The following is a 17,771-nucleotide window of genomic DNA, read 5'->3' as shown; positions in this document are numbered from 1 at the left end:
TAACTCCCCTTACTATGCGAATACTTCAGTCCATTCATCTCTTTTTTCCAGCATATCTTTAGCCAGATCTTTGGCTCCTTCAAGGCTGTGGCTCGCAGCAAATCCGCATTGAACCTCATTGCATGCCGGCACTTCCGTTGCTTCCAGTACATCTTTCAACGTGTTCTCAATGACCTCCAACACCGTTTCATAGCTCTCATCATTAAGAACTGTAATATAGAATCCAGTTTGACAGCCCATCGGACCAATATCTACGATACGATCATGATGGTTTCTGCTGAATTCAGCCATCATATGTTCAAGGGAATGCAGTGCAGGCATTTTCATGTATTCCTTGTTTGGTTGTTTTATACGGAAATCATATTTATAAATTTTATCCCCGCTTTGTCCTTCTGTAATACCGACCAACCTTACATATGGGGCTTTTACCTTTGTATGATCCAGGTTAAAACTTTCTACATTCATTTTCGGCATATCCATCTCCCGCTTTCTAAAGGTTATTGTGAATGGCAGAAGCGGGTATCAAGCTGAACGATCACACTAACCTTCCGCCATTCCTGTTTTCCCGTTACTTTTTCGTCGCTGTCATAATCCAAACATACTTATTTTTCTGAAAAAACTCAACGGTAAAGCCATGCTTTTCACACATTACCCTCAAAACCTCTAAATAGGAATAGTGCTCACTATTTAAATCATTAACCAGGTTATTGTGATAGGAAGCAATTGCTTGTTCCATGATTGCTCTTCTCGCCGCTTTGTCCTTGAAAACCGTATCGGCAAATACAATGACTCCACCTTCAGGAAGTAAACGGCTGTATTTTTTTATGGCCGTTTCCTTATCTTGATCTGTAAGGTGATGAAATGCATAAGAACTCACGATAGATGTGATTTGTTCTTCCGGAACCTGAAAATTAAGAAAATCACCATCTTTAATTTTCGCTTCAGGCACCTTCAACTGACCGATCTTCAACATTTCTTCTGATGGCTCTATCCCATATACATTGTAGCCGCGGTTTACAAGTTTTCTTGTAAGATTTCCAGTACCGACACCAAATTCCAAAACATTTGGACCCTTGGTATTTTGTACAACGGATAGCAGGATTTCTTCATATGACTCAAAAACTTCTCTATATTCGATATCTCCATCTTCGGAAACCGTTTGATCATAGGTTTGGGCCCAATCATTGAATAAATCAACAAACTCACGACTCATTTTTATCACCCTTGGTTTTTTCTAATAAACCCGATAAGAATACTCAGGTTTACTGTTGATATAAATCATATCATAACATTTCAAAAAAATAAATCCGCAAAAGCCCAGAGTTAGATAAAATTTTTCCGTATGAGGGATAGCTTCCTTCATTGTTTCAAACTATATAAGAAAAGACATCCACTCAATGGACAGTCATTCGTTTATGGAGGTATACAATACCCTTGAAACGCATAAATAAAAATTCGATTCCTTATCTCATGTTATCCATGCTGCATATCTCCCTTTTGTTTTACACCCTTGTAAAAAAGGGTAAGCAGCGGATAATTCCACTTCTTTTATCTAATATCAGTTTTGCCTATATTTTTGAATATTTTGTGTTCAATGTGTTCAAGTCTTATCGCTATCATCCCAAACTCTTAAGAAAAAGAAAGCTTGATAATGCCTTAGGAGCTCTGCTTTCACAATCCGTTTTTGTGCCAGTAACAGCCACCTTCATTTCTGCTTTCCGGCTCGGATGGGGATCGAAGCTCTTTTTTACTCTTTACTTTCATGGCATAGAGCTGTATTTCCTTAAACAAAAGAGTTATAAGCTCTTCTGGTGGAAACCGCTCTATACCAGCCTTCTGCTTCCCTTCTACTATGTATGCAGTGATTTCTGGGATGGCAGACTCACGTTAAAGAAACAAGGGGTTTTGTGGCTGACCACTTATTTATCTGTCGGGGTCGTAACGAAAACGCTTGCTTTTATAGTTGATATATTTAAGAAACCCAAAATTGGCCTTGGGCGATTTCACACTTGGAATGAACATTTTTTGATATCCCCTCTGTATATGTTCTTTTTTTCCGGTGCTGCACTGATGCCCGCGATTAATAACAAAACATCAACTAAAATTCTCACTTTCACACTTATGTTGTCATTGAACTGTATTCTTTCGTTTGCCAAAATCATCAACAGCAAGCTTACATTCATACAAGTTACACTTCAGAGTATCTTTATGATCTTACTTTCCCCGCGTATCAAGTCATTTATCTTTAATAAAAATGAAGACTGATCCAACTTTACGTTGAATCAGTCTTCAGTACTGCTTTTAACATTCAATGGGCATAGACCAGTTTTTGATCCATCCTCTTGCCTTCATAGCTTCCGCGAGTCGACCCACTCCAACCAGGTAGGCAGATTCTCTCATGGAGACATTTTTTTCATTTTTCATCCGGTACACACTGTCAAAAGCATTCTCCATTTTTTCTTTCAATTTCTCATTTACCTCATCTTCTTTCCAGAAATAGTGCATGGCATTTTGTACCCATTCAAAATAAGAAACCGTCACGCCTCCGGAATTGCAGAGAATATCCGGGATGATAAATATTCCTTTCTCTTCCATTATTTCATTTCCCCGTGGTGTGGTTGGTCCGTTTGCGGCTTCTGCAACAATCTTTGCTTTAATAGTCGGCGCGCTCTCCTCTGTAATTTGATTTTCCAATGCTGCTGGAACAAGGATATCACAGTCGGCCGCAAATAATTCCTCATTCGTAATGTCATGACTTCCTTCAAAGCCTTTTACAGTTCCATGTTCGTTTACATAGTCAATAAGGCTCACGACATCCAATCCGTTTGGCTGATAAGCTCCGCCTCCTGCATCAGTAACCGCCATGACTTTTACACCTTGCTCATGAAGCAATTTGGCTGTAATCGAACCGACATTACCGAACCCTTGTACAACCGCTGACAACTTGTCCATCTCTAAATTCAGACGCTTTGCTGCTTCCATGATGTTAATGACGACTCCTCTTCCCGTCGCTTCAATCCTGCCTTCCGATCCCCCAATGATAACGGGCTTCCCGGTAATAAAACCGGAGACATCCTTGCCTCGCAAACGATCAAATTCGTCCAGCATCCAGCCCATTATTTGTCCGTTTGTGTTCACATCAGGTGCGGGTACGTCTTTTTCCGGACCTATAATAGGCTCAAGCTCCCTTATATAGCCTCTGCTCAATTCTTCAAGTTCTCTTTCAGAAAGCTCTTTAGGGTTTACTACAACTCCACCTTTACCTCCTCCAAACGGAAGACCGACGAGGGCGGATTTTAACGACATCCACATGGAAAGAGCCTTCACTTCATCTTCATTGACATACGGATGAAAGCGTATCCCCCCTTTTGTCGGACCAAGGATATCAATATGCTGTGACCTTATCCCGGTAAAATTGACATATTCCCCATTATCCCTCCGTACCGGAATGGAAACCTTCATCACTCTTTTCGGTTTTTTCAAGATGTTATAAACCCCCTCAGGAAGGTCAAGTGTTTCTGCAGCCCTTTTAATCAATTGCTGTGCAATATTATAAGGGTTTGTTATTTCCTCACCGTTTTTCTGTTCCTTCACTGGCATTTCGGTCTTTACCACCGCTGCCGGCTCATCCTGCACATTGTTTTGCGGCTCTTTATTCGTCACTTTCGGTTTTTCATCCATCTTAATATCCTTAGCCGGGTCAGGCTTTCTCATTTTGTTCCCTCCATTAAAATATAGTATAAATACATTACTCTCATTTTTTCCAATACCCCATGGACTTTTGAGTAAACGTTTCACCTCTCTAAGCCCCCATCATAATCAAGTGTTATCACCGTGAACTTAATTCCAATTCTTATGTAAAACAAATGTAAGTTAAAGAAAAAGGAGTGACGGAAAATCTTAACGATCCGTCACTCCTTTAATTGGGCATTACTTAAAAACCGTTTTGAAAACACAGACTTCTTACAGTCTTTCTGCGTCTTCTTTCCACACTCCAGTTGCTTTACCAGGCCGGGTAGAATCTGCGGCACCATAAAGCCTGTTGTTATCTTGATCGATCAAGATTGCCTGAACATTTCCTATCGGCAGGGAATCATCCAAAATTTCAATTCCAAGGCTCCTCAGTTTTTCTTTGACTCTCTCATCAAAATCATCCTCCACCCAGACTTCAGGGGCAGTACTATTATATATCCGCGGATGTTCGATTGCTTCTTTCAAGTCCATTTTGAAGTCTATGACATTCAAAATGACATGGGCAACAGATGAGACAATTGTAGGCCCTCCTGGAGAACCAAGTGTCATGAAGGGTTCTCCATCTTTTAGAATGATTGTTGGGCATTTCGCGCTGACTGGATATTTGCCTCCGCGCATTTCGTTTATATGGTTTTTTTCTGCCTTAAAATCAGTCAAATCATTGTTTAATAGAAAGCCGTATTCTTCTATCATTATTCCGGCCCCAAAGTAATGCTCAAGGGAAGATGTACAGGCAGCAACATTTCCCCACCTGTCTACGGCAGTGAAATGAGTGGTCTCACCTCCGCCCTCTGACCTTTTTTGTGAAGCAGCACCGGTTTCCATGGTGCTATCGTCATATTTCCACGGGTTGCCGAAATCAATGTCCGGGTTTCTTCCGTTAAAATCTATAAACTTGGCCCTCTCAGCAATATACTCTGGATCAAGCAAACCGTTCACTGGTATATTATGAAAGTTCGGATCACTCATATATGCCAGCTTGTCTGAAAATACGAGACGCATTGCTTCTGACAAAATAAAATACTTTTCCCACGAAGAGGGATTATATTTACTCAAATCAAACTGTTCAATGATTTTTAAAATTTGAAGGACATTTGTCCCGCCGCCATTTGGCGGAGCAGGGACTGCGACATCAAATCCTCGATAATTTCTGACGATAGGATCCTGTATTTCACACTCATAATTCTCAAGATCGCTCATTTCCATATGACCGTTATGGGATTGAAGCCTGTCTACAATAGCCTGTCCAATCCTTCCCTTATAAAGGGCATCGATCCCCTCTTCCTTAAAGATACGAAATGTCTTTGCCAGGGCTTTGTTTCTCACTATGTCTCCCTCTACAAGGGGGACTCCTTTCGGGAAAAAGAAATCCCTGGCCGAATCCCCCACCCTGCTTCCATAGAGCTTCAGAGCCATGTCCCACAGAAAATTGACCTTGATACCGTTTTCAGCCAGGTCAATTGACGGGTCGATGAGCTCTCCCAAATCCTTGGTACCATATGTTTTGTTAATAGTATCAAGGGCCTTCATTATGCCCGGTATGCCAACAAAGCTTTCATTCATGGTCCTTTCTACAAAGGGTATCAAGTTCCCCTTTTCGTCAAGGCAGAGTTCGGGGTGTGCACTTAAAGGGGCTTTGGAATGTCCATTAAAAACCTTGGTTTCACCAGAAGATTTATCGTGGTACACAATAAATCCACTTGCACCTACACCAGTATTAAAGGGTTCGGAAACAGCCATGGCAAATTGCATAGCCACGATTGCATCAGCGGCATTCCCTCCATTTCTCAGTACTTCCGCCCCGATATCACTCGCTTCTTGTGTCGCACTCGCGGCCATGCCATAATCTCCTACAGCTCTATATTGCTCGTCATTCACTTCGAAATTTTGGTGATTCAAGATGTCTCTTGCATTCATTTTATCCCTCCTGCATTATCCATTCGACACCCGTCTCAATGGTGGCTTCTTTACTGTTGAGTCTACAAATTTTGGATTCAGTAGTATCGTTACCCGTTATTCAAAAGGGGTTAAACCATCCGGAAGGAAAGTTGGGTAGAAAGCAACAAAGAAGCTTGCACTGAATCAGCGCAAGCTTCTTTAGAATTAAGGTACAGCATTCAACTGACTTTACCTATTGTTATTGTTGTTATTGTTGTTATTGTTTTGTCGGCTGCGGGATTCTCCGCCCTTTTCACCAATTTCCTGGTAGAATTCTTTGTCATGATTATTAGACGTTGCTTCTCCGCCTTTTTCGCCGATCTCCTGATAGAATTCTTTATCATGGTTTTCGGATGTTGTTTCTCCACCCTTTTTACCAATTTCTTGATAGAATTCCTTGTCATGATTTTCGGATGTTGCTTCTCCGCCTTTTTCGCCGATTTCCTGATAGAATTCCTTGTCATGATTTTCGGATGTTGCTTCTCCACCCTTTTGACCGATCTCCTGATAGAATTCCTTATCATGATTTTGTGCAGTTGTTTTGCCGCCTTTGCGACCCGCTTCTTCCAAACTCATTTTACCATTGTTGTTTTGATTGTTGTTTTTAGCCATTATAAATTCCTCCTTAATTAATAAATTGAATTCTTAATTTTAGATGATTTACTTCAGCTGCCTTCTTAGGTGTCAGTTTGTTTCAGCTTTTTATCTTAACCTTTGTTCATATTCTTCCACATTATCAATCCATTAAACTCTAAAACACCATTTTAATATTTTTGTAACATTCCTGTAGTTCTATTTTTGCTGATTTTATGGTATAAAGCCTTCTGCTTCAACGCTTCTCTCTTTTATAAATTTTTACGGTTGGGGAGTTGTAATATTTTCTTTACACTTCCTTTGGAGATTGGTAGTTCATTTTATTTTAGTGTAGCAGTGAACTATACGAAGGGGATAAAGTCGGATTGGGAAAACAGCTTATTGATAAACAAACCAGAAACAGCAAAAAGTACTCTCAAACGTGAACTTACTTATTTTGTTTTGCTGGTTACAATATGATTATTATCCGAGGTAATAGTACAATTCTTTCGCAGACCTTGGTGAAAACTGACTATTGGTAAAGAAAAAAATCCACAATCATTAGTGGACAATAAAAAAAAAAGGACTATTCCTCAAGGAAATAATCCAATTTTCCGTGTCCTAAAACAGGACTGCATTCTTCTAGGATTCCTCTATTAAGTCTTCGATCGCAACCTGTGACCGTTCTTCCAACGGTCCCCTTAGGTGAACTGTCGCCTGCTTTTCACTTTCAAGCAGTTCATCGATCCATACGGATACCCCTTGATATGTCACATTAATATCTGCCGAAGACGCCAAAATTTGTTTGACTCTGTTAACATCCATGCAGCTACCTCCAATATCATAATGGATATAGTTTGCCTGAATGCAAATAATTTATTCATATTCTGCTAAACAGCATAAGGACTGGAGGTCATCCATTATTGTTATGGATGATCATCGTTTCTCCCAATTCCAGTTGGGGTGACAGGTGTTTTTCGGAATGACATCCAAGCAGAGCTGCGATTGTAAACAAAACAGAAATGACTTTGACTGACTTTTTATTCATCCTTTCTCCTCCTATTCCTTTTACTATTTAAACAGAAAACGATTCCGTTTCCTACCGGTTTATGGAAATATGCTTAAAAGAATATTTTTTTATGTTTCCCCGATTATTGAGTTGAAACCGCCTTATTGACCCGCTGGCGGTTTTCCCACTCAGGCTGGAGTAAAGAAAACACATTAGTGTCATTTGAGACGCCATTTTGATAAATAAAACCTCTTAGGATTCCCTCCTTTTTAAAGCCCATCTTCTCTAAAAGACTGATCGACGCATTGTTCTGAAGAAATGTGATTGCTCCCATCCTAAAGAGACCCAACCTTTCAAAAGCATAGTTTATAACAGCATGGGCCGCTTCAGAAGTGTAACCATTGCTCCAAAAGTCCGGATGGATTTCGAACCCAATCTCCGCTTTTTTGTTGGCAACTTGCAGCTGATTAAGCCCTACCGTTCCAATAAAAGCACCAGTTTCCTTAATAACGATTCCCCACCTCATCGACCTCTTATGTTCAAATCCTACTCTGAAGGATTTGATAATATCCGAAGCCTGCTCCAGCGTTTTGAGACTTTCCATGCCATAATATCTCGTTACAACCTCAAGGGACATGATCTCAAAATAACGTTCTGTACGGTGCTCTGTAATTTCAATCAATTGTAAACGCGCAGTTTCTAATTCAGGAAATGACATATGTACCCCTCTCTTAAAGAACAATATAAAGACTATCTTAGTAAAATGCCTGGGGTCTGTGTGCTGAAAATTGTCGAAGACATCAAATTTCCTTTAAAAATTATTTTCGATATATTGGATTTTTAATAAGCGAACTAAATCATAATCTGGCTGCGGTACCTGCATGACCTAAGGAGAGCTAAAAAAGGACAAGTGAAGAACCCAGTATTATCCATATAACTTTGTTTAGACAAACAAAAAAAGCCTGGAATCGTTCCAAGCTTTTTGTCTGTACTATTAATAAAATTAACGATTTTCGGCATTTCCAGCGATATCGTTACTGCCTAACCATGTCCTTATTTCTTTCTGTCTTTACCTTTCAGGACCAGTGAATTTTCATTATTTGCAAGATAATGATCAGGATCTACTCCTTTGGAGGGTTCCCCGCTTTCTAAGCGCTCCATTATCTTCTTGTTTGCCTTTTCTGTAGATGTTTCCTCGATTTCAGAATTCTCATCGCTGTAGAATTCCTCATTCAATTTTTCATTTGCCTTTTGTGATTCTGATTTTTTATGAGAGTGACTCAAAAGATTACCTCCTCATTTTATGCAGGAATTATATTATACTGGTTCCCCTTTTGAATGGGAGATAATCATGAATTTACCTGAAAACTAATTTGATTAATCATGTTTTTTCATGTATCGCTTACATGCTTTACTAAAAAGAAGAAAAAGCAATCCTCCAATCAAGGATCCACTTGTATTCATAAGCCAATCATCTATATCGGTGGACCTGCCAAGCGGAAGTATATACTGAATCAATTCCACTAAAATGGAGAGAATACTTCCAGCTAGAGTTGCTTTTACCACTATCCACTTTCTTTTCCTTATCCACCAAGCATAAAAGAAGGCGAAGGGAATGAACAACACAATGTTAGCCAATAGATTCCGAATCGGGATTTCCAGATGATTTCGGTAAACTAAATTTAACCTTAGATTATCAAAGGGCTGGAAATTGGTGTTCCCCTCGAGCGCGACTCCCGGAGCCAAAGGAGAAAGTGTAATTAGGAATATCCCACCTGTTGAAATGAGTGTAAAAAGGACCGGAATCAGATCCGCCCACCTAACTTCCCCTTTTCCTCTATAACTCTTCCATATATAAACGGTGGTCACCAGGGCAGCGGTCACTAAGGCCAAAATAGGGATAACCCAACTGAACTGTCTCCAAAGCTGTATCATTTTCAGCCTACTTTCTACTATTAGATACTCGGACAAACAAAAAATTTCATTATCATATATACTTTCTTAGTCTTGTGTCGATTACTATTTTCATAGAAAATACAGGATGATTCAAGTTAAACTTACTGTAAAAAGCATTTTTATTTAAATTAGTTGCGATTGGATCAATAAATGAGCATAATAAAAGGGGCATTAAGAACTTCCGACAGGAGTGAAATGAATGAGTGTACATAAAGCGATCACAGAACATTCAAAGAAGCAAAATACAATAGCAAAAGAATTCCTTCAACTTGATCAACAAAGAGAACATTATATTGATGAAGCTGTAAGCCTCTGCCTGAAAGGTGAACCCTTTTCAACAGATAAAATAAATGCAGTGACCAAAAGAATCAATGACGAGGCAAGACTGGGCATCGTTCCCGAGAGGAAATATGTGACTGTTGAAATGGTCAAAGACTATTGCGCGTCGTTGTCTGGTAAAAAAGAATAGTAACAAAAAACCCGTTCCTCAACAGGATCGGGTTTTTCTTTATGCATTATAGGCATTTAACATCCATACGTGCTGTTCCAGCGATGACTTAATTCCGATGAACATGTCGGCGGTTGGCTGATCATGAAGGTCTTCAGCTGTTTCTATAAGCTTTTTGGATTCTTTGATGATTTGCTCAAAATCTTTTATAAGGGCAGCCACCATTTCTTTGGCATCTTCCTGGCATGAAGCTTCTTCAATCGTTGTAGTTTCCAAATATTTTTTCAATGTGGCAACAGGCTTGCCTTTCAGGGTCAGGATTCTCTCGGCTATTTCATCTATGTATTGTCCTGCTTCCGTATAATATTCTTCAAATTTTTCATGGAGAGTAAAGAAATCTGTTCCTGTAACATACCAGTGGTAGTTATGAAGTTTTGTGTAAAGGATATTCCAATTTGAGAGCTGATTATTCAGCATAACGATGAGTCCGTTGCCCATAGGATGACTAATCCCCCTTCTATAAATTATGTTTCAATCTCGTTAAATCGGCTTTAATATCTTTCCTTTTAAGCTTAAATGTTATACACTTGCCACTAGGTTATTTTTCACATGTCTCCCTTATACCTATTAAGGATTAAATAGAGGCACTGAAAAAAATATCTCATTTTCAGACGAAAGAGGGTTTTCACATGAAGAGCAAATGGAAATTAGCCATGCTTGCGGGCATGATTTCAATAGCTTTGACTGCTTGCGGAGACAATGGAGAGAATAGCGAAGAAGCAGAAAGCGAAAATACTAACCAGGAACAGACGGAACAAACAGCGGAATTGGAAGAGATGCAAAAGAAATTGGAAGAGAAGCATGTTGATGCAGATACAACTGTTGCTGTAGTGAACGATGAAGATATTAAAGGGGACGCATACAATACCCTTCTTTCACAGACTCAAATGCAATATCAACAAATGGGACAGGATCCAACTTCAGAAGAACTTGCTTCTCGACTGAAAGAAAGCACGATTGACAGCCTGATTGGCCAGACACTGCTTCTACAAGAAGCAGACAAAAAAGGATACAAGGCTACAGATGAGGAAGTACAAAACGAAATTGATACGTTAAAAGCAAACTATGAAGACGAGGCACAGTTTGAAGAAATCTTGAAAAGCAACGGCCTTACAATGGATGAGCTTAAGACTGAAGTTGCCAATAACATAAAATACACAGCATTCATTGAAAATGAGCTGACTGTAGAAGAAGTAAAAGATGAAGATGTTAAAGCTTATTATGACCAATATGCTGAACAAAGCAGCGGTTCAGAAGAAACTGAATCACAACTTCCTGAATATGAAGAAGTAAAAGATCAAATCAAACAGGAATTGGAGAGACAAAAAACTCAAGAAGTCCTGGCTGCAAAAGTAGAGGAGCTAAAAGAAAACGCCTCGATTGAAATTAAAATATAAAACCCAAAAAAGCCTGCTCTTTAAAATAAGAGCAGGCTTTTCCTTATAATTCCCTGATTGTGACCTCGGCATCATGCTGGTCGTCTCCATTCCATTTAGAGTGAATTTCAAAAACACCTTCTTTGAAAAAGTATGGAAGTCTCCTTTTAAACCAAGGCTGCATTGGTAAATCCCCTGCATTTTCCTTGTCAACCCACATCAGTTTTCCTTCCGGCGGGCTATCTAACAGCTCCCCGCTTGTCTCAACTGCAAGGTAATTATAGACAACATAACGGTATCTTTGATCAGGGATTACAAATTCATCGATTCCTTTAAACTTCAATTTCTCAACAGTCAATCCGGTTTCTTCCTTAACTTCCCTTTCAGCTCCCTGAGCAGGACTTTCCGGAAAGTCGACTTTCCCACCCGGCGCAATATAACCGGGAAAGCCTTTTTCAGAAGGTCTTTGAACGAGTAATACCTTTCCCTCTTTTTCTATCATGACCATTGTATATAACTGAGTCTCATACTCTTTCCACTTCATCTCATCACCTGTTAATCATTTGTTTAGTCTATGTATTAGGCTCGTTTCTACTTTGTTGCTGTTTACTTTTAAGTCCAAGAGTTATGGCCGGAATTCGCGGATATTATCTTGGTCAGCAAGGAAGAAAAGAGCTATTCACCCTTTTCAGAAAGATCCCCCCTTGTACCCAAGGGAAAAATCCGGCCTTATGGAATTTTCCGATAGCAACAATCTATACGAAAGACCCTTGTATAAAGGCGAAAGATCGCTCTTGCCTATCTATGATTCTATTATATAGTTATCTAGAAGCAACCGGAAGGACACATATCGTGAGTTCTCTTGCAGAAATGAATTAGACGGTGCAGGCCAAACGACTGCCCCGCCTGTCATCATAACTTTGCTTTGCTTGAGCGACTCTTGAATTAGGATTATCAGAAAGCAGCCTGAAGCTCATCGAACATTCCTTGGCCCGCTGCCAGTGGTGACGGCGGGAAAGAAAAAAGGCATAGAAACACGTTCGTCTCTAACCCACTCTATTCATTTTCTTGCTTTAGTTTCCAGGTGTTCTCCATCTTCGTTTATTTTCTATCCTGATTGTAAACCCAAGGTTGTCCAGCTTCTCAAGGAAAGGAATTAGAAACTTCCGTGACAATTCCAAAGTATCTTTTGCTTCCGGCAATTCGAATTCTTCATTTGTTTTTTCCTGCAGTTGATGGACTGCTTCATAAAAAACATCATGATGAAAAGCTAGATGATCATCTAAATGGACCACTTCTCCCTGTTCCCTGTAAAATTGTATGAGATTGACCTGCATATCCCCAGGGATACCTGCCTCTTTTAAATACCACAAGAGTTCTTGAGGTTTCCTTCCATCAGCTTTCAATAAATCAAGTACCTGTTGTGCTCTCTTTCTCCACTGCTCCGGAACATGAGGCGAGAAATCCTTGAGTGCAAGGAAATGACCGCTTTGATACCACTTTCCTCTTTGAATGTTCAGCTTAATAACATAGTCCAAAAGAGATTCCTTAAACCTGGTTTTATAAAGCTGAATTATTCCTGCCTTATCATATCCTGTTTTCATAGGATGGCTGCGATGAAAATCAACAAACTCCGTCTCCATCAATTGCTCGATCTCTCTTATCACCTCAACAGAAGTAATATCCCCTCCAGGCAGCTCAACCAGATTATTGTTTGTCAATAATTCTTCAAGAACGGGTGATGATAATGAGGTTTCCTGCAAAAGTTTACTTCTGCTCAAGGCTTTGTGGTTTAGAAGGGCCTCTTCTATACGCTGCAGAGGTGTGCCATTCTTTTTTTGCTCCAGCATATCGATGGTCTCATTGCCAAATTTATATTTGCTGCCGTTAGGATCGATAATGAATCCTCCGCCTATTGTTTCGGCAGGCGTCGGCCTCCTAAGGATGAACCGGTCGTTGCGCTTGACCACAATACTCTCGGACAACCTGATCTGGCAGAGGATTTCCTCATGGTCTGCCTCTACCTCATTACGGTCGAAGAAAATAATTTTCCCCATTGTTTCTGAAGTTCCGGTGTGAAGCTTAACAGGCATCCTTTGTTTAACAGGATGCTCCAAATCCTCGACCATTCTTATGCTCACATCAATTGTATCCGTTACCGAAAAGAATTCAGACTTTACAAGCACATTTCCTCTTAACGCTTCCTCTCTGGAAAGCCCTGATAAGTTAATGGCTGTCCGCTGTCCGCCGAAGGCTTCTTTAGCAGCCTGGTGGTGGACCTGAATCTGCCTTGCTTTCGTTTCTTTACCTGAGGGCAGAAGAATAAGAGACTCTCCCTCTTTCACACTTCCCTCATAAACTGTACCTCTTACAACAGTTCCCTGGCCCTTTACAGTGAAGACCTGGTCAATGGGCATCCGGAAGTCGCCCGTTATACTTCGTGAAGGAAGTTCCTCCAAGAACTGGAGAATCGTCTTTTTCACTTCAGATATTCCCTTCCCTGAAAGGCTGTCCGCCAAAATGACTGGCGAGTCTTCAAATACAGTCCCTTTCAACTCCTCTTGAATCTCTTCTCTTGCAAGACTATGTAAATCCTCATCAACTTTATCCATCTTGCTGAGTACGACAATCCCTTGATCGACTCCCAGAAAAGAAAGAATTTCAAGATGTTCTTTTGTCTGAGGCATAACACCTTCATCGGCTGCCACTACAAGAATGACCAAATCAATGCCCGCCACACCGGCAATCATCTGTCTGATGAATTTCTCATGTCCCGGTACATCCACTACAGAAACATTCATACTATCTGTTTCCCAAAGAGGCGCAAAACCGAGTTCAATGGATATTCCCCTCTCTTTCTCTTCCTTTAAGCGATCCGTGTCCTCATTCGTCAATGCTTTAACCAAAGCAGTTTTTCCATGGTCAATATGTCCTGCCATCCCGACAGTAAAGTATCTTTTCGTCATGCTTACACCTTCTTCCTTAGCTGCCAAACTATTTATCAAATCTATTGTTTATTCTTTTTCCTATTAAAAAACAGGACACCTGTCATCAACAAAAGCATAGCGGAAAAAATTAATCCTTTTGAAGTATCCCCTTCTAAAAAAGCCTTAACGACCCAAACAAAGAGAAGAATAGTAAATATGATGTCAAAGAGAAACAAACGTTTTTTAGTCTTTTCTTTCACTAGCCTCTTTCATCCTTTCTGCAATAAATCCTCCAGGACGGAACCTGGCCATTCTGTATTCACCAGCATACCGTCCGTTTTGAATGATTGTGCCTTTAGAGAAACCTTCATCTATAAAACCCAGTCTTTCATACAAATGTTTTGCCCTCTGGTTATTATCAAGCACTGTTAATTCCACCCTTTCCAGCATCAGCCAGTTGTCAGCTAAGTCGATCAATTTATTGACCAGAGCTGTACCTGCCCCTTTTCCATGGAACTCTTCATGAATCATGATAAAAAGGGTGGCGCTATGTGACCTTCTCCCTTTTCCTTGATGAAGTCCCGCAAAACCGATCACTTTCCCGCTGCTGACTGCTACAAACTCATGCTGTTCAGGAGAGGCACCCTTAAGAATCGTTTCAAAACGTTCCACACGGATACTTGGTAATGATACCACATTCGGCATCACTTTTTCCTGAATCATAATTTCCGTCACTTCCTCAGCATCACTCACTCTAATTGGCCTAATTTCTATTTGCATATTCCTCCACGCCTTTCCTCTATTTACCTAAAGATTCGACGTTTCGGCCTGCATTCCTTTTTGCTTTTCGGGAGGCGGGCGCGGGTAATGAATTTACGGAGCTAGGTTAGTTTTTGCATGGTCTATTAATCACTGTAATTGACCAATATATGTTCGCCTGCTGAAAAAACGGACTAAGCTTAGAAATGGACCAAGTTTTTATCATTGCCAGAAGACAAAGACTATTAAACTCAGATATAGACCAATTTTTGACTGCTGTCTGAAAATACCGGACCATTTACAGTGGGAATAAACCAAGTTTAAAAACCTGTAGAGTAGGACTATTACTCAAGGGATACCCCTATATTTGAAAGTAGTAAAATATTTGACTGCACATAGGCAGTCTTTTTATAAGGCTCTTTTCTAAAACTTTGTTGCTATTCAATCTGAAATTCAAGAGAAGTAGCCATATTTCACAGGAATTATCCTGGTAAACAAGAAAGAAAAGAGCAATTCACCCTGTTCAGTTAGATAAGCCCTTGTACCAGAGGGAAAAATCCGGCCCTTTGGATTTTTCCGATAGCAACAATCTTTACGAACACAGCGTTTTATAAAGGGCTCTTTCTTAACTTTGTTGCTATTTAATAGTAAGTTCAAGAGACATACCCGGAATACACAGAAATTATCTTGGTCAACAAGAAAGAAAAGAGCTATTCATCCTTCAGAGAGAAAAGCCCTTAAAACCAAGGGGAAATCCGGCTCGTTGGATTTCTCCGCTTGCACCCATCTATACGATTACAGCTACAAAGAAAAAGGACTGCCAAAGAAATAAATCGGCAGTCCTGTTTACATTATTCTTAGTCTTTCCCTTCTTCGATCAATGCTTCAATATCTCGTACGATTTGATCAAAAGGAACTTCTTCGTATCCTCCGTAACTTTTAACAGCTTCACCTTCCTGGTTGACCAGATAGAAGCTCGTCATATGAACGACTTGATCTGTGTTCGGATCATTGGCCACAAGAGATTTAAATGATTTCTCCGCAAATTCGGAGATATGGTCTTGCGTATACCCGGTAAGCAAGTCCCACTTGCTCGTATCTGCCTCGTACTTACTGATAAATTCAGATAACGCTTCCGGTGTATCCACTTCCGGATCCACACTGAAAGAAACGATCCGGTAATCCTCTATCCCCTCTTCTTTCAGTTTTTCCTGAAGAAGGGTCATATTGTACGTCATCGGAGGACAAACTGTAACACAGTTCGTAAAAATAAAATCGGCCAGCCAGACTTTTCCTTTTAAGTCCTCAAGGCTTACCGTTTCATTATTCTGGTTAGTAAAACTGAAATCCTGAACGTCCCAATTGTGATCTGCTTTGAATCCACTGTTTCCACAGGCCGCTAAAATAACTGCCGCAGCCAGCACACCGGCAAGCACCTTAAATTTTCTAGTCAATGAAACTCCCCCCAAGACATCCCTGCAGTAATTGCGCTATCTTTTTCTATGTTAGTGTAAAGGAAAGAAGATTACAATCTGCACAGAAAATTATACTTGAATATTTTGTGAAGAGATTTTCTTAGCTGTTTATAAGGCTGCCAACGGCCCCTGCATATACTCCATCTGCCAAAAATACGGGTTCATACTCGATCATGTCTGCGAACTGGGAAAGGTCTTCTTTTAAAAGAGGATTGCCGGACAATGCCCCTCCGGTAAATACGATTGTCTTTAATCCTTCCAACTCTGCAGCCCTTGTGGCAAGTAGAATAATGTTTTCGGCAATCATGTTGATCAGTGACCTTAAAGCATCGTTCGGGGTCTCCATATTGGACAGGTCTCCCGCGAAGTTGGCTGCTGTCAGGTGTCCCGGAATGGGAGGCTCCTCTCCGTCATAAAGGTCGCTCACCAATAAATCGACATTCTCTCGATTTCCTGACTCCGCCAATGAAATAATTTCATTGAAGGTATCCTTTCCGGATAAAATTTTCCCCAGCCCCATAATGGTGCCGCCTCCCATTCCAGTTCCCAGCAATCGGCGGTATTCTCTCTTCTTATGGTCCACCAAGAAAAAAGAGGTGCCAGTCCCTATATTAGCTAAAATAAAGGGATCCTGCCTCTCATGTTCTTCACCCATAAGATGTGCTGATCCACTACATACAGCCTTGAATTCCGGTATTTCTGTACAGTTATTAAGGATGCTTTTGACTGCAGCCGCCTTCCCGCCTGTAACGAAAAATTCGGATGAAGGTGCCAGCCATTGCAGCCACCGACTCATACTATCAATATCTTTGGAAGGGAATGTTTTGAAATGCCTCTTTCCGTTTTCATTGTATATAACCTTCGTGAGTGTACCTCCCGCATCAATTCCAACTTTGTTCATGAGGAAGTATCCTTTCTTTTTGAAAACAAGTAAGCCAAAATAACTCCGTTCAATACCATGATCACCAGAAAGGAGACCAGGAAATAGAAGATGCCAGTAAGCTGCTCTTCTACATTGGCCGCTGAGAAAAACCACCATATTGATCCCAAAAGCAAGATTATAAAATTAAAAATCGTTCCCTCCATGAATGGCTTCTTATAACTGTTGAAGTCCAGCAGCCGCTTCCAGCTCCAAATAAAAGAAACTGCAGCAGCAAGGAGTATGATCATTATTCCCACTAATACTTGCATACCGTATATCACCTGCCATCTTAAGATAATTCTATCTTATTAGAAATTAATGCCAATATAAAGCGAAAATAGTAAAATACAGGTCCATTGCCGAATTACCCTTCAGGGAGAAATATAAACTAAGAGGCTTGTTAATCTGAGCAACGTTATCTTATTCATTAAAGACAGGGATTCTTACAATCAAATCCTTTGATTCATCCAGTTTAATTGAAGCAGAATGGGTTCATCACTTGCCAGCTAGATAGAACGTTCTTAAATAAAAAGGCTGTATTCGTATAGATTGTTGCTCTCGGAAAAATCCAAAGA

At 40.3% G+C, this 17,771-nt stretch carries 20 protein-coding genes; 3 read left to right on the top strand and 17 right to left on the bottom strand.

Translation table 11 applies throughout. The features are described 5' to 3' along the window. Window positions 1-12: 12 nt before the first annotated feature. Together V1502_RS08310 and V1502_RS08305 are read right to left on the bottom strand one after the other, a co-directional pair. Window positions 13-474, bottom strand: a complete 462-nt coding sequence (locus V1502_RS08310) for an S-ribosylhomocysteine lyase (RefSeq protein WP_409253886.1) — start codon at window positions 472-474, stop codon at window positions 13-15. A gap of 94 nt (window positions 475-568) precedes the next feature. Continuing rightward, window positions 569-1,213: a class I SAM-dependent methyltransferase gene (locus V1502_RS08305; protein WP_409253885.1), complete on the bottom strand. Its 645-nt coding sequence runs from the start codon at window positions 1,211-1,213 to the stop codon at window positions 569-571. Between the two features lie 221 nt (window positions 1,214-1,434). Between V1502_RS08305 and V1502_RS08300 the strand changes: the two genes are divergently transcribed. Then, on the top strand, window positions 1,435-2,265 hold the full coding sequence (locus V1502_RS08300; protein ID WP_409253884.1) for a hypothetical protein: 831 nt from the start codon (window positions 1,435-1,437) through the stop codon (window positions 2,263-2,265). Between the two features lie 36 nt (window positions 2,266-2,301). On the opposite strand, the gene V1502_RS08295 is transcribed toward V1502_RS08300, so the two are convergent. From V1502_RS08295 to V1502_RS08260, 8 genes are all read right to left on the bottom strand, one after another. Continuing rightward, window positions 2,302-3,600, bottom strand: coding sequence for a Glu/Leu/Phe/Val family dehydrogenase (locus tag V1502_RS08295; protein WP_409254308.1), 1,299 nt, complete (start codon window positions 3,598-3,600; stop codon window positions 2,302-2,304). 363 nt (window positions 3,601-3,963) lie between these two features. Then, complete coding sequence (gene ggt / locus V1502_RS08290) at window positions 3,964-5,670, bottom strand: gamma-glutamyltransferase (protein ID WP_409253883.1); 1,707 nt, start codon at window positions 5,668-5,670, stop codon at window positions 3,964-3,966. Between the two features lie 210 nt (window positions 5,671-5,880). After that, a complete protein-coding gene (gsiB, locus tag V1502_RS08285) occupies window positions 5,881-6,303 on the bottom strand; it encodes a glucose starvation-inducible protein GsiB (RefSeq protein WP_409253882.1) in 423 nt (140 codons plus the stop codon). Window positions 6,304-6,906: 603 nt separating this feature from the next. Then, complete coding sequence (locus V1502_RS08280) at window positions 6,907-7,089, bottom strand: small, acid-soluble spore protein, H family (RefSeq protein ID WP_409253881.1); 183 nt, start codon at window positions 7,087-7,089, stop codon at window positions 6,907-6,909. Window positions 7,090-7,177: 88 nt separating this feature from the next. Continuing rightward, window positions 7,178-7,312: a hypothetical protein gene (locus V1502_RS08275; protein ID WP_409253880.1), complete on the bottom strand. Its 135-nt coding sequence runs from the start codon at window positions 7,310-7,312 to the stop codon at window positions 7,178-7,180. Window positions 7,313-7,415: 103 nt separating this feature from the next. Further along, window positions 7,416-7,991, bottom strand: coding sequence for a GNAT family N-acetyltransferase (locus V1502_RS08270; RefSeq protein ID WP_409253879.1), 576 nt, complete (start codon window positions 7,989-7,991; stop codon window positions 7,416-7,418). Window positions 7,992-8,326: 335 nt separating this feature from the next. Beyond that, window positions 8,327-8,557: a hypothetical protein gene (locus V1502_RS08265; protein WP_409253878.1), complete on the bottom strand. Its 231-nt coding sequence runs from the start codon at window positions 8,555-8,557 to the stop codon at window positions 8,327-8,329. A gap of 93 nt (window positions 8,558-8,650) precedes the next feature. Continuing rightward, window positions 8,651-9,208, bottom strand: coding sequence for a VanZ family protein (locus V1502_RS08260; RefSeq protein WP_409253877.1), 558 nt, complete (start codon window positions 9,206-9,208; stop codon window positions 8,651-8,653). Between the two features lie 220 nt (window positions 9,209-9,428). On the opposite strand from V1502_RS08260, the gene V1502_RS08255 reads away from it, so the two are divergent. Further along, entirely contained in the window at window positions 9,429-9,698 is a 270-nt protein-coding gene (locus V1502_RS08255; protein ID WP_409253876.1) for a YpbS family protein, read from the top strand. Between the two features lie 39 nt (window positions 9,699-9,737). Here the strand turns inward: V1502_RS08255 and V1502_RS08250 are convergent, their stop codons facing one another. Then, the gene (locus V1502_RS08250) at window positions 9,738-10,175 is read right to left on the bottom strand and encodes a Dps family protein (protein WP_409253875.1); all 438 of its coding nucleotides are present in this window, start codon (window positions 10,173-10,175) and stop codon (window positions 9,738-9,740) included. Window positions 10,176-10,366: 191 nt separating this feature from the next. On the opposite strand from V1502_RS08250, the gene V1502_RS08245 reads away from it, so the two are divergent. Continuing rightward, a complete protein-coding gene (locus V1502_RS08245; RefSeq protein ID WP_409253874.1) occupies window positions 10,367-11,134 on the top strand; it encodes a SurA N-terminal domain-containing protein in 768 nt (255 codons plus the stop codon). A 43-nt stretch (window positions 11,135-11,177) separates the two neighbouring features. Here V1502_RS08245 and V1502_RS08240 read toward each other — a convergent pair whose 3' ends face one another. From V1502_RS08240 to V1502_RS08215, 6 genes are all read right to left on the bottom strand, one after another. Next, window positions 11,178-11,657: an 8-oxo-dGTP diphosphatase gene (locus V1502_RS08240; protein WP_409253873.1), complete on the bottom strand. Its 480-nt coding sequence runs from the start codon at window positions 11,655-11,657 to the stop codon at window positions 11,178-11,180. Between the two features lie 529 nt (window positions 11,658-12,186). Continuing rightward, window positions 12,187-14,079 carry a selenocysteine-specific translation elongation factor gene (selB, locus tag V1502_RS08235; RefSeq protein WP_409253872.1) on the bottom strand — a complete coding sequence of 631 codons (1,893 nt, stop codon included), beginning with the start codon at window positions 14,077-14,079 and terminating at the stop codon, window positions 12,187-12,189. Between the two features lie 204 nt (window positions 14,080-14,283). Then, window positions 14,284-14,820, bottom strand: a complete 537-nt coding sequence (locus V1502_RS08230; RefSeq protein ID WP_409253871.1) for a GNAT family N-acetyltransferase — start codon at window positions 14,818-14,820, stop codon at window positions 14,284-14,286. An 836-nt stretch (window positions 14,821-15,656) separates the two neighbouring features. Continuing rightward, window positions 15,657-16,253 (bottom strand): SCO family protein, encoded by a 597-nt coding sequence (locus tag V1502_RS08225; protein WP_409253870.1) that lies wholly within the window; start codon window positions 16,251-16,253, stop codon window positions 15,657-15,659. A gap of 121 nt (window positions 16,254-16,374) precedes the next feature. Next, window positions 16,375-17,175, bottom strand: a complete 801-nt coding sequence (coaW, locus tag V1502_RS08220; RefSeq protein WP_409253869.1) for a type II pantothenate kinase — start codon at window positions 17,173-17,175, stop codon at window positions 16,375-16,377. Beyond that, the gene (locus tag V1502_RS08215) at window positions 17,172-17,465 is read right to left on the bottom strand and encodes a hypothetical protein (protein ID WP_409253868.1); all 294 of its coding nucleotides are present in this window, start codon (window positions 17,463-17,465) and stop codon (window positions 17,172-17,174) included. The genes coaW and V1502_RS08215 overlap by 4 nt, the downstream gene beginning before the upstream one ends. Window positions 17,466-17,771: the final 306 nt, after the last annotated feature.

This window comes from Rossellomorea sedimentorum (genome assembly GCF_046237645.1).
Taxonomy (GTDB): Bacteria; Bacillota; Bacilli; order Bacillales; family Bacillaceae_B; genus Rossellomorea; species Rossellomorea sedimentorum.
Note: the sequence above shows the minus strand (reverse complement) of the source record. Positions and strands in the feature narration are given on the sequence as shown.

Coding starts and splice junctions, on each gene's coding strand:
- V1502_RS08270 (WP_409253879.1), bottom strand. CDS start 7,991: ATGTCATTTCCTGAATTAGAAACTGCGCGTTTACAATTGATTGAAATT.
- V1502_RS08245 (WP_409253874.1), top strand. CDS start 10,367: ATGAAGAGCAAATGGAAATTAGCCATGCTTGCGGGCATGATTTCAATA.
- V1502_RS08250 (WP_409253875.1), bottom strand. CDS start 10,175: ATGGGCAACGGACTCATCGTTATGCTGAATAATCAGCTCTCAAATTGG.
- V1502_RS08295 (WP_409254308.1), bottom strand. CDS start 3,600: ATGCCAGTGAAGGAACAGAAAAACGGTGAGGAAATAACAAACCCTTAT.
- V1502_RS08275 (WP_409253880.1), bottom strand. CDS start 7,312: ATGAATAAAAAGTCAGTCAAAGTCATTTCTGTTTTGTTTACAATCGCA.
- V1502_RS08230 (WP_409253871.1), bottom strand. CDS start 14,820: ATGCAAATAGAAATTAGGCCAATTAGAGTGAGTGATGCTGAGGAAGTG.
- V1502_RS08215 (WP_409253868.1), bottom strand. CDS start 17,465: ATGCAAGTATTAGTGGGAATAATGATCATACTCCTTGCTGCTGCAGTT.
- ggt (WP_409253883.1), bottom strand. CDS start 5,670: ATGAATGCAAGAGACATCTTGAATCACCAAAATTTCGAAGTGAATGAC.
- gsiB (WP_409253882.1), bottom strand. CDS start 6,303: ATGGCTAAAAACAACAATCAAAACAACAATGGTAAAATGAGTTTGGAA.
- V1502_RS08310 (WP_409253886.1), bottom strand. CDS start 474: ATGCCGAAAATGAATGTAGAAAGTTTTAACCTGGATCATACAAAGGTA.
- V1502_RS08255 (WP_409253876.1), top strand. CDS start 9,429: ATGAGTGTACATAAAGCGATCACAGAACATTCAAAGAAGCAAAATACA.
- V1502_RS08280 (WP_409253881.1), bottom strand. CDS start 7,089: ATGGATGTTAACAGAGTCAAACAAATTTTGGCGTCTTCGGCAGATATT.
- V1502_RS08305 (WP_409253885.1), bottom strand. CDS start 1,213: ATGAGTCGTGAGTTTGTTGATTTATTCAATGATTGGGCCCAAACCTAT.
- selB (WP_409253872.1), bottom strand. CDS start 14,079: ATGACGAAAAGATACTTTACTGTCGGGATGGCAGGACATATTGACCAT.
- V1502_RS08260 (WP_409253877.1), bottom strand. CDS start 9,208: ATGATACAGCTTTGGAGACAGTTCAGTTGGGTTATCCCTATTTTGGCC.
- coaW (WP_409253869.1), bottom strand. CDS start 17,175: ATGAACAAAGTTGGAATTGATGCGGGAGGTACACTCACGAAGGTTATA.
- V1502_RS08240 (WP_409253873.1), bottom strand. CDS start 11,657: ATGAAGTGGAAAGAGTATGAGACTCAGTTATATACAATGGTCATGATA.